The sequence below is a fragment of the Bacillus sp. FJAT-28004 genome (assembly GCF_001280845.1).
Taxonomy (GTDB): Bacteria; Bacillota; Bacilli; order Paenibacillales; family Paenibacillaceae; genus Pristimantibacillus.
The window spans coordinates 1576774-1591199 of the sequence record NZ_LGHP01000001.1 but is presented as its reverse complement, the minus strand read 5'-3'; the positions used below and the strand labels follow the sequence as shown (position 1 = coordinate 1591199).

The 14426-nt window shown below is 43.4% G+C and carries 13 protein-coding genes; 1 reads left to right on the top strand and 12 read right to left on the bottom strand.

Annotation, left to right across the window (positions count from 1 at the left end):
• Nucleotides 1-9: 9 nt before the first annotated feature.
• The 12 genes from AC787_RS06470 to AC787_RS06415 form a co-directional block, all read right to left on the bottom strand.
• Nucleotides 10-675: an ABC transporter ATP-binding protein gene (locus AC787_RS06470; protein WP_054024024.1), complete on the bottom strand. Its 666-nt coding sequence runs from the start codon at nucleotides 673-675 to the stop codon at nucleotides 10-12.
• Nucleotides 672-2327 (bottom strand): ABC transporter permease, encoded by a 1656-nt coding sequence (locus tag AC787_RS06465; protein WP_054024023.1) that lies wholly within the window; start codon nucleotides 2325-2327, stop codon nucleotides 672-674. The genes AC787_RS06470 and AC787_RS06465 overlap by 4 nt, the downstream gene beginning before the upstream one ends.
• A 2-nt stretch (nucleotides 2328-2329) precedes the next feature.
• Nucleotides 2330-3469 carry a Fe(3+) ABC transporter substrate-binding protein gene (locus AC787_RS06460; RefSeq protein WP_054024022.1) on the bottom strand — a complete coding sequence of 380 codons (1140 nt, stop codon included), beginning with the start codon at nucleotides 3467-3469 and terminating at the stop codon, nucleotides 2330-2332.
• Nucleotides 3470-3597: 128 nt separating this feature from the next.
• Nucleotides 3598-5013: an ATP-binding protein gene (locus AC787_RS06455; RefSeq protein ID WP_054024021.1), complete on the bottom strand. Its 1416-nt coding sequence runs from the start codon at nucleotides 5011-5013 to the stop codon at nucleotides 3598-3600.
• The gene (locus AC787_RS06450) at nucleotides 5010-5687 is read right to left on the bottom strand and encodes a response regulator transcription factor (RefSeq protein WP_054024020.1); all 678 of its coding nucleotides are present in this window, start codon (nucleotides 5685-5687) and stop codon (nucleotides 5010-5012) included. Before AC787_RS06450 ends, AC787_RS06455 begins: the two co-directional genes overlap by 4 nt.
• A 121-nt stretch (nucleotides 5688-5808) precedes the next feature.
• Nucleotides 5809-6243 (bottom strand): hypothetical protein, encoded by a 435-nt coding sequence (locus AC787_RS06445; protein ID WP_054024019.1) that lies wholly within the window; start codon nucleotides 6241-6243, stop codon nucleotides 5809-5811.
• A 184-nt stretch (nucleotides 6244-6427) separates the two neighbouring features.
• Complete coding sequence (locus tag AC787_RS06440) at nucleotides 6428-7870, bottom strand: DHA2 family efflux MFS transporter permease subunit (RefSeq protein WP_054026938.1); 1443 nt, start codon at nucleotides 7868-7870, stop codon at nucleotides 6428-6430.
• 57 nt (nucleotides 7871-7927) lie between these two features.
• The gene (locus tag AC787_RS06435) at nucleotides 7928-8512 is read right to left on the bottom strand and encodes a TetR/AcrR family transcriptional regulator (RefSeq protein ID WP_054024018.1); all 585 of its coding nucleotides are present in this window, start codon (nucleotides 8510-8512) and stop codon (nucleotides 7928-7930) included.
• A gap of 151 nt (nucleotides 8513-8663) precedes the next feature.
• Nucleotides 8664-9290 (bottom strand): FMN-dependent NADH-azoreductase, encoded by a 627-nt coding sequence (locus AC787_RS06430; RefSeq protein WP_054024017.1) that lies wholly within the window; start codon nucleotides 9288-9290, stop codon nucleotides 8664-8666.
• Between the two features lie 159 nt (nucleotides 9291-9449).
• The gene (locus AC787_RS06425) at nucleotides 9450-10109 is read right to left on the bottom strand and encodes a response regulator (RefSeq protein WP_054024016.1); all 660 of its coding nucleotides are present in this window, start codon (nucleotides 10107-10109) and stop codon (nucleotides 9450-9452) included.
• Nucleotides 10110-10118: 9 nt separating this feature from the next.
• Nucleotides 10119-11771: a GAF domain-containing sensor histidine kinase gene (locus AC787_RS06420; RefSeq protein WP_054024015.1), complete on the bottom strand. Its 1653-nt coding sequence runs from the start codon at nucleotides 11769-11771 to the stop codon at nucleotides 10119-10121.
• A gap of 107 nt (nucleotides 11772-11878) precedes the next feature.
• Nucleotides 11879-13087, bottom strand: coding sequence for a multidrug effflux MFS transporter (locus AC787_RS06415; RefSeq protein ID WP_054026937.1), 1209 nt, complete (start codon nucleotides 13085-13087; stop codon nucleotides 11879-11881).
• Nucleotides 13088-13341: 254 nt separating this feature from the next.
• Between AC787_RS06415 and AC787_RS06410 the strand changes: the two genes are divergently transcribed.
• A complete protein-coding gene (locus AC787_RS06410; protein WP_054024014.1) occupies nucleotides 13342-14283 on the top strand; it encodes a ribose-phosphate diphosphokinase in 942 nt (313 codons plus the stop codon).
• The last annotated feature ends 143 nt before the right edge of the window (nucleotides 14284-14426 follow it).

Here is a 14426-nt window from a genome sequence, read left to right as displayed (position 1 = left end):
TTTAATCAATCATATCGGGATTACAGGGGTTTGTCTATATGGGATTTGAATGATTCGATCACAAATAGCAGCTGCATCGTCTTGATCATGAGTGACAAACATGCAGGTAATTTGGGCTTTGTGGAGCAATCGCTTTAGCTCCTCCCTGATACTTTGCTTTAAGTGAGAATCCAAACTGCTAAATGGCTCATCCATCAGCAATAATAAGGGAGACGGGGCAAGTGCACGAGCAAAAGCAACACGCTGCTGCTGCCCGCCGCTTAGCTCATGGGGATAACGCTTGATGAAATCTTTTAACTGTATCAACTCCAGCATTTCATCTAAGCGCTTTAGTCTATCTTTTCTCGATAATCGATGCAAACCAAATAATATATTTTGACCGACTGTCAGATGTGGAAACAACGCATAATCCTGAAACACCATGCCAATGCCGCGCTGCTCAGGCTGAATAAATTGCTCGTCATCCACTAAGACTTTACCGCCCGCGACGATACGTCCCGAGGCAGGAATCTCGAGTCCGGCTATAATTCGCAGCAGCGTGCTTTTCCCACACCCGCTTTGACCTAGCACTCCTACAACTTCACCCTTTTGCATTTGCATGGAGTAGCCCTCTAGTACGCTCTTTTTCCCATTTGCATAGCTAAAAGAAACATTAGTAAGCTCAAAAAAATTCATCTTGATTTCTTCTCTCCCAACCAATGATAAAAAAAGACAGTTACCATACCAATCGCGATAATGAATAAAGACGGTACCGATGCTTGATGAATTTGTTCATCGCTTGCGTATTGATAAGCTTTTGTCGCGAGCGTCTCGAAATTAAACGGGCGCAGCAGCAGCGTCAGAGGAAGCTCCTTCATAATTTCCATAAACGTTAATAGAAAGCCTGCTAATATTGACCCTTTTATTAAAGGGAGATCTACTTTGAAGAAGGTAGCTGTCATTCCCATGCCTAACGTTCTGGATGCTTCTGTATAACGATTGCCTATTTTATCGAAACCCGCTTCCACTGCATTAAACCCTACGCCTAGAAAACGAACCACATAAGCAAAAACAAGCATGACGAGCGACATGCTTAGCACAAGCTTGCTCGATCCCCAGCCTAACCAAGCATATAGTCCACTCAGTCGATGGTCGAGAGAAATAAACAAAGCAAGCACGCCAATAGACAAAACAGCACCTGGGATCGAATATCCCATTAAGATCAGCTTTGTTGCTGCAAGCGAGAAAACCGAACGATTCAGGCTGCGGCTTACATTTGCAACGATAACGGCAAGCAGCATTAGCACTGAAATAGCTACAAAGGAAACCAATAATGTATTCCAAACGAGCTGAGCAAATTTACTATTAAATACATCTTGATACGTCCATGTCGCCCAAACGATGAGCTGAACAACTGGAATAGCGAACGAAAGAGCAAAAATGACCGTACTAATAAAAATAGCGGCAGATGCCCCTAAAAATGATAGTTTCCTACGCTTAAGTGGATTTATCTTACTAGTGGCCGAATGATATATTCTGCGCCTGCGCAGCAGCCTCTCAATAATAAATAAGCCAATTATACCGCTCATTAACAGCGCAGCTAGTCTCAGGGCGGAATCCACATCATACATGCCAAACCAAGTTTTAAAAATTGTAGCAGTAAACGATGAAATGCCATAATGCTTCGTTACTCCAAAATCATTCAATACCTCAAAGGCTACTAGACTAGCTCCGCCAATTATGGCTCCCTGCGACAATGGCAATACGATTCGAAAAAATATATGAAGCTGTCCTTTGCCGAGCAGCCTTGCATTTTCTATAAAAGCTGCGCTTTGCTTCTCCAAAAAGGTTTTGGTCATCAAATAAATGTAAGGATATAAAAACATCGTAAAAACAAAAATAGCACCCTTCATGGACAAAATATCAAAATAAGCTTGGTTTGGGTTTACACCAAGCGTATTTCGCATAAAGACTTGTATGCTTCCCGTATAGCTGAGCATAGCCCCATAAGTATAAGCTGCTATATAAGGAGGAATTGCCAGCGGAAGCAGAAATACAAAGTGAAAAAACTTCCGCATTGGGAAGTCATAGGCTGCAACAAGCCAGGCAAGGGTCACACCGACGATAACGGAGAAAAATACCGTGCCGAGCACTAGATACAACGATTGAACGACTGAATCAAATAACATATAATCTTTGATTTGCTGCCAGTTTTCATTTGGTTTGCCGAACAAACCAAATAAAATATAAAGAGACGGAATAAGGGCCGCAATGGCCCCTATTACGCTCAATAACACCCAGCCGTTCAGCTTTCTCTTTAAGTTTCGCAGAGATGCGGAAGGAATCATTTTTATTTCCAGCCTACCTTAGCCAGAAGCTCGACTGCTTTTTTGTTATGCTCGCCCAGCTTTGTGAAGTCAAGCTTTTGAGTTTTAAAGTCACCCCAGCCCTTCAGCAGCTCTGGTTTGTCTGCAGATGCATTCACCGGAAATTCAAAGCTTCCTTGCGTGAGCAGTGTTTGTCCATCCTTGCCCGTCATGTATTCAATTAATTTAACGGCGTTATCTTTGTTCTTAGCATGCTTGGTAAGACCAACGCCACTAATGTTAAGATGTGCGCCTGTTGTGTCTTGATTCGGGAAAAACACACCGATTTGTTCAGCAACCTTAACTTCTTCCGCATCCTTGGAATTTAACATTTGCCCAACGTAGTACGTATTCATAATTGCAACGTCCCCTAATCCTGCAACGATCGCTTTCGCTTGGTCGCGGTCTCCGCCTTCTGGATCACGAGCAAAGTTCGCAACAAGCCCCTTCGCCCACTCCTCAGCCTTTTGTTCTCCATTTAGTTCAATAAATGAAGCAAGCAGCGACTGATTGTAAAGACTGGAAGAAGAACGTACCAATACTTTACCTTTCCATTTATCACCTGCAAGATCTTCATATGTTGATAGCTGCTCCGGCTTCACGCGATCTTTGGCATAAACGATAACGCGTGCACGGGTTGCAATGCCGACCCAATTGTTATCGTTATCCCGCCACTCTGCGGGTACATTGCTATCAACCGTCGTAGATTGAATCGACTGAAGTACATCGTTTTGCTTCGCATAATTCAGAACGCCGCCATCTACCGTAATGAATAGATCAGCTTCAGAGCTCTCTCCTTCACGCTTCAAACGTTCAACAAGCTCCTCCGCTGTACCTTTAATTTCATTTACTTTAATTCCCGTTTCTTTAGTAAATGCATCGAACAATTGACTGTCTATATCGTAATGCCTTGCTGTAAATACATTTACAACCTGATCCTTGTTATTATCTTTAGCCGCATTATTACTTTCACCAGCTGCGTCCGTCGTTGCCGGGCTCGCCTCTGGCGATGGCGATGAACCATTGGTCTTATCGTTTCCTGCATTAGTCGCTCCGCAGCCTGCTAATACGAGCACTGTCAGCATCGTCAACAATACGACACTTACGATGTAATTCTTCTTCATCTTGGTCATACCTCTCATTCTCTCTTATGATTTGATAATGAATATCATTACCACCAACTCAACAGTTCCTATTGTAACCGACTAAAATGAGAAAATGCTGTGAAAATAAAAAAAAAGCTACCCGACATTCAATTTCGGGTAACCATCTTAAATACGGCTGATACGGATGTACCTTGATGCAGTTTACTTTCGATAAGCAAACTTCCGTCATATCGCTTCACCAAACGGTTCGCAATCGCAAGACCAAGCCCATGGCCGCCGCTTGCGCTGCTTCTCGAACGGTCTGCTCGGTAAAAGCGATTCATAACGAGCGGCAAATCATGATCAGATATGCCTACGCCAAAGTCTGTCACTTGAATGACAACATCTGTTTCCCCTAGCAAGCAGCAAAGCTCTATTTTGCGGCTTTCTCCCGAATAGTTAACTGCATTATCGAGTAAAATGAGAATGATTTGCTCCAGGTGCTGCTCGGATATAAAAATTTCTACACGCGACAAAAGGTTCAAATCAGCATGGAAATAAAAATCCGGGTGAAGCACCTCTATATTTTTAATAAGCTGTTCAATCGTTTGCTTCGCATACGGCCACTGATCATTTCCATAAGCAGGCTCTTTCTCCGCACGAGACAAAGCGAGCAATTCCTGTACGAGTCCCTTCAGACGAGCGAGCTCCTGCGAAGAAGCATGCAAGGACTCCTCCAAAACAGCAGGGTCATCCTTTCCCCAGCGCTGCAACAGCGCCAAATGTCCTTCAATGATAGCGATTGGCGTTCTTAACTCATGAGAAGCATCCTCTACAAATTGTTTCTGTTGTCCGAACGAGCGCTCAAGCTGATCCATCATTTCATTAAACAGCTTCATGAGCGTCGCAATTTCATCATTTTTATTTTCGTTTAGCTGAACCCGTTCTTGTATGCCCTTTTGCTTTACACCAATCATAGCATCATTCATTGTTTGAAGCGGTTTAAGCAGCTGCCTCGCCAGTAATCCCCCGCCGATAACGCTAATGATAATAGCTCCAACGCAGCAAATTAACATTATGCGAAAAAAAGCTGAACTAAGCTTCTCAAAATCCTCGATGTTTCTCACAATTTCTATCGTGCCGTTAAACGAGAAGATCGTTAACGGACTACGCATAAGCAGCAGATTTTGATCAAGAAACCATGACCCTGTTGCAGCCAAGCTCGAAGCCGGATAAGCATTTACCCACTCCTCTGATAGATCATCAGAAACGACAATGATAGGTGCTCCATCCTCATCAAGCACGCGTATGAGCTGGTTTTTTCCATTTACTTTTTCAAGAAAGCTTCTTATTGCGGTCAGTTCTGACTGATCGAAAGTGAACTCCTTTTCCAATAAATAATTCAATATTTCCCGCATGTCTTCCTGTGTGTTCGTCTCTGCTTGTTTATTCATCCATTTCTCTACGAACATATATTGGACTGCGTTATAAGCAGCAAATAGCAGAAATAGCAGCAGCGCTGACCATAACGTCAGCTTCCACTTGATCGGAATGCGGGAAAAGCCTAAACGTAGTTTGTTCATTTCTTCATCACATATCCAATACCGCGCAGCGTTTGGATGCAGCTTGTCCCACCGGGGGCATCAATCTTATTGCGCAAATACCTCACATATACATCAACAACATTAGTATCGACTGCCGCGTCATAACCCCATACCGTATCGAGCAGCGTTTCGCGTGAGAGCACCCGATTCGGATTTTGCATGAAAGCGAGCAGCAAGCCATACTCCCGCTTCGTCAACTCGATTATATGTTCGCCTTTGCTAACGATTCTAGCGTCTAAATCAACACTCAACTCGCCAAAAGATAAAATGGATCGATGTTCCACAGCCATCTTCTCCTGTCGCCTAAAAACAACACGAAGCCGCGCAAGCAGCTCTTCGATTGCAAACGGCTTCGGAATATAATCATCCGCCCCGCTATCAAGGCCTGATACACGATCCGTTATGCTGTCTCTAGCGGTAAGCATAAGGATAGGCGTTTCTTTTGATTCACGAATGCGGCGGCAAACCTCAATTCCGTCCATACCAGGAAGCATAAGATCCAATAAAATAACATCCCATTCTTCTCGCAAAGCAAGCTCCAGGCCACTATTGCCGTCAAATGCAACGACAGCCTCAAACGATTCATGTCGTAGTTCGAGCTCGATAAACCGTGCTAAATTTCTTTCATCCTCAATAAGTAAAACCTTTTTCATTGATTGACCCGCCTTTAGTATCGCTATGCTTGCCTACAGCATATTTTCAATCATTGTAATTGATAATTGTTCTCATCGTCAATCGTTATATTTAAGAGGGAAACGCTCCCTCCATGTATATTCATTTAAATAAATCTTGAATAATGGTTAGATTAAGCTCATTTGTAATTTTAAATGATTTTAACGCATTTTTAGTTGCATTGTTATTATATATCTCTAAATATTCGTCATCGTACAGTGTTAGTCCGAACCGTCTAGTCCCGTTATTCTTTATCGTTATCCAGTACGACTCCGTATGATTAATATTTAATATACGATCCTTTCTCAGTTTTGTCGTAGAAAAAGCATTCATTATTAATTCAATTTGCTTTGGATCTGTTACCGTTATTGTCTCCTCATTAGATGTAGATGTTTTAATAATTTCAATTGAGCTTACATCCTTCACGTTAAAATGGTTCGTTACTTCTTCTGAAAATGTTGAGTTTCTAGAATACATGTAAACAACTACTAAACCAATTACCATAATTAAAACAACAATCTTATTACGTTTTTTCATGGAAGCCTCCATTTAATCTTATTAGCACGTTTATCGTTATTTATATTTATTAGATCATGGACAGTGTTTGTCCTCTTTTTTTAATGACGTATGACTATATAGAACCCGAAGAAAACGAAAAAAAACGACCTAATCGCAATAGATGCGAAATGAGGTCGTTTTTTTGATCATCGTAAAAATATTATCAGTGCTGTTTGCTTACAATAACCCGTTTAATGAAGAAAGCAACGATCAGTCCGATAATGGCAACAACCATGGCGAAAATAAATGCGTTCTGAATGCCCGCCGTCAAGGCAAGCGGTGCATTAGCCGGATCTGTAGGATCTGCTACATCCTTCATAAAGCCGGTCATCCCTGCTGTCATGATGCTTACTGCAACAGCTGTTCCGATAGCGCCAGCAACCTGCTGCAGTGTATTCATAATTGCAGTGCCATCCGGGTACAGCTCGCGTGGCAATTGATTAAGACCATTGGTCTGTGCCGGCATCCATACCATCGAGATACCGATCATCAAGCACGAATGGAGTACAATAATTAACGTAATGGTCGATGCTGTTGTTATGCCTGAGAAGAACCATAACGTAGCTGCAACGATGACAAGCCCTGGAATAACGAGCCACTTCGGACCGAACTTATCAAACAGGCTTCCCATAATTGGAGACATGATACCGTTAATTAGTCCTCCTGGCAGCATAATGAGGCCTGCTGTGAGTGCGCTAAGACCAAGTCCGCTGATCAGATACATAGGCAATACGAGCATGGAGGATAAAATGACCATCATACAAATAAACACCATTAGCGTACCGACTACAAACATCGGATGCTTAAATGCCCGTAAATTCATCATTGGTTGTTTCATCGTCAATTGACGAACAGCGAAAATAGCAAGCGACAATACACCGACGATCATCGTCGCAATTACTTTCGTACTGCCCCAGCCGCCTTCGCCTTCACCTGCGCTGCTAAAGGCAAACACGATACCGCCAAAGCCAAGCGTTGAGAATAAAAGTGAAAAAATATCAATTTTCGGTTTTGTTATTGTTGAAACATTTTGCATATACATGATTCCAAACAATAGAGCGATCACAAGGAACGGAAGCGATAGCCAGAAAATCCAGTGCCAGCTCAAATTCTCAATCAAGAGACCGGCAATTGTTGGGCCTACCGCAGGTGCAACCATAATAACGAGACCAATAACACCCATTGCCGCTCCCCGTTTCTCAGCAGGGAAAATAATGAGAATCGTATTAAACATAAGCGGAAGCAAAAGCGCTGTTCCTACAGCTTGAATAACACGTGCGGTCATTAGCACTTCAAAGCTCGGTGCGAGCGCTGCTACCAATGTTCCTAATACAGAGAAGCTAAGCGCAGCTATGAATAGCTGCCTCGTCGAGAACCATTGGAGCAGCAGCCCCGAAACGGGAACCAATATGCCCAGCGTCAGCAAGTATCCTGTTGTCAACCACTGTACAGTTGGCGCCGTGATGTCAAAGACGCGAATTAAATCACTAAGCGCTACATTTAAAGCCGTTTCACTAAACATACCGATAAAGCCGCTTAATAATAATGAAATCATAATGGGGATTACTTTATATTTTTGCCCCGTATTTTGTTGCGATTCTGTCATTGTTGCTTGCAAGCATTCCACTCTCCTATTATCTATCTAGCATTTATTCATGACTTCTCATAGAGAAGGACATTTATTAATGATATACGGTATACATTTGGCTGCTGTTAACAACGGCTGCTTGTCCCGATTCGTTAGCGTTAGAATAAGCGCACCTTCCAATAAGGAAACGGTGACGACTCCAACCTCTACTGCTCTAGACTCATCCATTCCGAATTCAACCAGCCTCTTTGAAATAAGGCTCTGCCATGCTGCAAATACATCTTGACCTGCTGCTCTTAGCTTCTCACTAATCGAAGAGGTTTCGACAGCCATCCAGAAGCTAAACGGCATATAGCCCTCATAATCAAACTTCTCGGCATCCTCAGCCATATCTAGAACGAAAGCCTGAACGGCTTCAGAAGGCTCCTCATATTCAGAAAATTTCTTTCTCCACTTCTCAATAACAAGCTCCTTCGTGCAGTTAATGCATTCCAGTGCAAGCTCTTCCTTGCCGTTTGGGAAATAATAATAAAGTGATCCCTTCGGACAATTGCTTTCTTTAATAATTTGGCTTAATCCTGTCGCATGATACCCTTTTGTAAAAAAAAGTCTAGCTGCTGTTTCAAGTATGGCATGCCGTGTATTTTGTTTTTCCGACATTCATTCACTCCTCGATTATAACGATCGGTCTATATAATAAAAACATTGATTCGCCGATCAAGTCAACCTTTTTTTATATCCAGTAATCTTGTACCCACAAAAAAAGACAACCGAACGAATGTCCGGCTGCCTTCGCTTTTATACGGTTGGTTTAGAAACGAACAGCTGATGCTGTTGCTTCCTCAAGACCTTTTGCTACAATAGCTTCTGCTTGGTCAGGAAGTTGGTTGTGACCTTCAATAATGATGCTTTCTAGGTTGGTAACACCGTAGAAGCCCATTACCGTACGGATAAAGTTGTGTGCCATTTCAATTGAAGCTGCAGGTCCTTCGGAATAAATGCCGCCGCGTGCAGTAAGCAATACGACTTTTTTATCCGTGATAAGACCAACTGGGCCTTCAGCAGTATATTTGAACGTTTTGCCTGCTTGTGATAGGTAGTCGATATAAGTGTGCAATACAGCAGGAACCGTGAAGTTCCAAAGCGGGAATGCGAAAACCACTTTATCAGCCGCAAGAAATTGATCCATATATTTGCTTGATACGGTTACAGCTGCTTGCTCTTCTGGAGTAAGGTCATAGCCGCGAGCTGCTTTAAAGTTACCATTAATCATATCAGCGTTCATGTAAGGCAAGTTTTCATTGAACAAATCAAGTTCTACCACAGTGTCTTCTGGATGGCTAGCTGTGTAGCTGTCTAGAAAAGATTGATATAGCTTAACGCTAACTGCCTGTTCAATTCCGCGGTCATTTGCTTTAATAAATAATACTGTACTCATTGTATGTTTCCCTCCAAGGTGTTTGTTTACTTTTTGTAAGTACCTTAATTGTATATAGTTTTCAAGGAACATTCATCGGTAAATAGACCGAAAAATAGACATAAAAAAACCGCCAAAGGCGGAGAGCTAGTCTTACGACTATAGTCTTAAGTACGTAGGTCATTCAGGTTCTCTCATTAATTGCACGGCATACAGAGCAGCTTGCGTTCGGTCCGTTAAATCTAATTTACTTAAAATGCTGCTCACATGTGTTTTGACGGTTTTCTCAGCCACAGTAAGTGTATGAGCGATATCTTTGTTGCTCATTCCTTTGGTGAGCAGCTGCAGAACCTCAAGCTCCCTCGGAGTCAATATTTCACTTAATTCACGAATCGGAAGCCCTTTTAACGAATTCATCTCTGGCGATACTTGAGCAAGTAACGCATTGGAGATGTCCGGATGCAGTTGAATATTACCTTTATAGGCACTGCGGATTGCTTCTGCAAGCTGATCAGGTTCTACATCCTTCAGCATATAACCAGCAGCCCCCGATTGCAGAGCAGGAACGATATGACTGCGATCCGAGAAACTTGTGAGCACGAGTACTTTAATATCAGGATTTTGCCTAGCTATTAGATTGCTCGCCTCGATACCGTCCATAACCGGCATATTCAAATCCATCAGTATAATATCAGGCTTTAATTCAGCAGCTTTTTCTACCGCTTCCTTGCCATTATTTGCTTCACCTACCAGCTCAAAATCAGGCTGCATACTTAGAAAAAAAGAGATTCCCTTCAATACAATTTGATGATCATCCACCAGCAAAATTTTTATAGTCAAAACGTTTCCTCATTCCTCTTCCCACATTTCCATTTCAGTCGCGATCGGTATAACAGCTGTCACGATTGTTGGTTGTCCTTTACCGCTCTTTATCGTTAAGTCACCGCCAAGCGTTTCTGCTCGTTCCCTCATTGTTAGCATTCCCATGGTCAGTTTACCTTTACGTTTCTCTTGCGAAAAACCACGGCCCCTATCCATAATCTCCAAGCTAGCGCGGCACTCTGACTTGATGAGCCGAACATACACCGTGTTCGTATCCGCATGTTTCCTTACATTATTCAGTGCCTCCTGCCCTATTCTCCATAGGGCTTCTTCAATCGCACGCGGAAGCTCGCGAACGCCCTCTACCTTCTCATACACGGTCAAGTCCATACTTTTGCCGTATTGCTTTAGCGCCGTAAGCAAACCATGCTCGAGTCCTGCCGGACGCAGCTGCCAAATCAATGTTCTCATTTCCTTCAGAGCTTCCTGTGATAACTGTCTAATTTCTTGCAATGATCGTTCTACGACAGGCTCTTTGCCAGCTAGCACCGTCTCGGCTCCCTTCGCAAGAAAGGACATTGAGAACACCTTTTGAATGACCGAATCATGCAGATCTCTTGCCATTCGATTCCGCTCTTCCATGCGGGCCAGCTCGCGCCGCTGCTCATACACCCGCAAATTTTCTACGCATAATGTGAAATGATCACCAAGTGAATACATGAAGTCCTCTAGGTAATCATCAAATTGTTTGCCAAACTGGCTGCTTACAAACAGTACGCCAATCGGACGGCTGCGAATGCGGAGCGGTATCGCTACTGCCGACGAGAACGGAGGAATGCCGATAGACGACAATGACGAGCAAGACTCGCTATCGCAAGTGGATTGTTTGATTAGCCGATTTTCGTGAAATGCTTTACTAACCATCCCTCCTTTATCGATTGCTAGCGACAGCCACTCTTTTCGGACTTGATTGTCTGTATAATGTGCACGCAGCGATAATTGCTCCTGTTCGTACATAAATAATGAAACATGCTGCCAAGAGAATGTATCACCTATATGACTAACCGCTTGAAGCGGTAGACGGTTTATATCTTGTATGGCGTTTATTTTCTGAATAACATCACCAAGCTTTGCATAATGAATCGCATGCTGCTCCTGTACTTGATATAGGCGGATTCGTTTAATCGCCGTTCCAATCTGATAAGCAACAGCTTGAAGTAGCGCAAGCTCCTCCTCGGAGAACCGATTTTTTCCAGCCTCAGCAACATTTAATAATCCGAATAGATCCGTCCCTGCTTTTAGCGGTACCGTCGCATGATGAGTAACATCCTCAGTATCACCAAGATTATTCGTTATGGCATATGTAATTCTCGAGCATTCAATAATATTTACCGCATGATCCAGCTTGTTTTGCTTAAATCTTTCCACGCACCAGCAAGCTTCACCGCACATGACCGCTTGATTGTTCGCTGCTAATCCTTTAGGTAAATTATGGCTAGCCACGCATAGATTATCGGATTTATTGTCCATCATAAATATCCATCCCGTAGTAAATCCTGTTACATGAAGCAGCTTGGCAAGCACATCATTCAGCATTTGATCCATATCGTTTGTGCTATTAAGCGTCTCTGCAATTTCCTTCAACGCGACCAGCTCATAAGCTCTTTTTTCTCTGGACATGCTTCCACTTCCTTCTAAGCACACATTATACACCTACGCGTACAGCAAAAAAAAGAGCCGATCCAAAGTAGCTTACGCTACTTATTCAGGATGGCTACCTCTTCCGACTAGGACTTAAGGAACGGCTTTTTAATTAAAATAATATAACAAGCCACAGCACCAAGTTCTGCAACGGCTATCCAGATTCCCATAGGGAGCGCATTCGCGCTTCCGCCAAGACCAACAAGCGGTGATATAATGCCGCCAAAGGTAAAGGATAACAGACCAAGCAATGCAGACGCGCTGCCCGCTGCATGTCCATGCTTTTGCATCGCTAAGGAGAACCCAGTCGTCGTAATAACACCAACGCTAGATACAACAAAAAACAAGGGTACAAGAATCGCAATTAGCGGTGCTCCAATTAATATCATGATAAGCAATATTCCACCCGCCGTCACCGCCATAGCAAGACCAATTGAAAACAGTCTGCTCTCTCCGACTTTTACCGCCAAGCGTCCCGTGAGCTGTCCAAATAAAATGATGCCTAAACCATTAAGGGCAAATAACAGACTGAAGCCTTGCGGCGTTACGCCGTAAACATTTTGCAGCACGAAAGGCGAACCCGCAATGTATGCGAACATGGCCGCCATAACAAGTCCCTGTGCCAGCGCGTAGCCCATAAACGATCGATCGCGCAGCAGGATGCCAAAAGTCGAAATCGTCTGCCGATAGCCGCCCACCATACGTTTCTCAGGAGGATGTGTTTCCGGCATACCAAATAATACAGCAGCAAAAATCAGAACGCCCCAAACGCCAAGTACGATAAATACGCCTTCCCATGACGTTACTTTAAGCAGCTGCCCGCCTGCAATGGGTGCAAATATAGGCGCCGCGCCGTTGACTAACATTAACATGGCAAAAAAACGAGTAAGCTCTGGCCCTTCATACATATCTCGCACGATAGCGCGGGAGATTACGATTCCTGCCGAGCCGGAAAAACCTTGAATAAATCGGAGCACAATAAGGATGCCGATTGATGGGGCAAACGCGCACAAAACGGACGAGATCCCATATACAGCAAGAAAAATAAGCAGTGGGAATCTCCGCCCGCGGATGTCGCTCCATGTCCCAGAGAACAGCTGACCAACGGATAGTCCAATCATACATGCAGTTAAGCTCAACTGTACAAGGGACGAACTTGTTACAAAGTCATTCGTCAACTGGGGTAGTGCTGGCAAATACATATCTAAAGACAGCGGCCCGAATGCCGATAATGATCCGAGCAATAGGATAAGCCATATTCGTTTTACGCCCGTTGAATGATTTTTGAATTGCATTTTGTTCTGATCAAGCACGTAAGGCAACTCCTTCTTTGGTACTTTTTCCTTGATCTACTTTATCATCATTCATTATTTGTTCCAATAGTAAAGACGTTTCATCAAATATTTGTCCTCTTTTGTTTTGTTTGTTATGATTGAGCAAACAATGTCGTTTATCGTAGCATCATACTGCTTACGAAGATGGTTTGCTGCGCAAACCTAAGTTTATGCTTACGAAGATGGTTTGCTACGCAAACCTTTAGGAGGATCACATGCAAAAGGTTAAAATTTTTTCCGGCACTTCCAACCCAAAGCTTGCCGAGGAGTTATGTAAGGAACTTGAGCTTCCGCTAGGCAATGTCGCTATATCCAGGCATCAAAGTGGCGAGATTCATGTATCATACGGGGAACCGATTCGTACCTGTGACGTTTTCATCGTCCAATCGTTATCCCATCCCGTCAACGAGCATTTAATCGAGACGCTCGTCATGATTGACGCTGCCAAGCGCGCATCCGCCAAAACCATCAATATCGTTATGCCATACTATGGTTATGCACGTCAGGAAAGGAAATCGGCGCCGCGTGAGCCAATCTCTGCTAAGATGGTAGCAGATGTATTAACTACCGTTGGAGCTAATCGAATCATTACCGTCGATTTGCACGCAGATCCCATTCAAGGATTTTTCGATATTCCAGTCGATCATTTAACAGCGCTTGATTTAATCATTGAATACTTGCGAAGCAAAAAAATCAAAAACCCTGTCGTCGTATCACCTGATGCGGGACGAGCTACGACTGCTGAGAAGCTAGCCGGATTATTAGACTGTCCGTTTGCGATTATGATCAAGAATCGACCAGCTCATAATCAGTCTGAAATTACGCATATCATCGGTGATGTTGAAGGAATGACGCCGATTATTATTGAAGACTTGATCGATACGGGCAGCACAATCGTAAACGTCGTAGAGGCGCTTAAGAAAAAAGGTGCGCATGATTCTTACATATGTGCAACACATGGGCTTTTCTCAGCTAATGCACTTGAGAAGCTAGACCATCCGAACATCCGCGAGGTCGTCATAACGGATACGATCGACATCGGTGAAGCGCATTCGAATAAATTTGTCGTATTGCCGATGTCCCCGCTGCTTGCAACAGCAATCAAGATCATTACCGAAGGCGGCTCTATCGCCACGTTGTTTAAATCAGGCTCGTAGGACGTTAGCAAAAGCTGAAAAACCAAATAACATCTATTTTTACCCTCTTGCACTTCTGCAAGGGGGTATTTATTTTGCATGCGTATAGCTATGGTAAACCGTGGCAAAATAGGTGTATCAATCAAGATGGCAAAGAGGTTAGG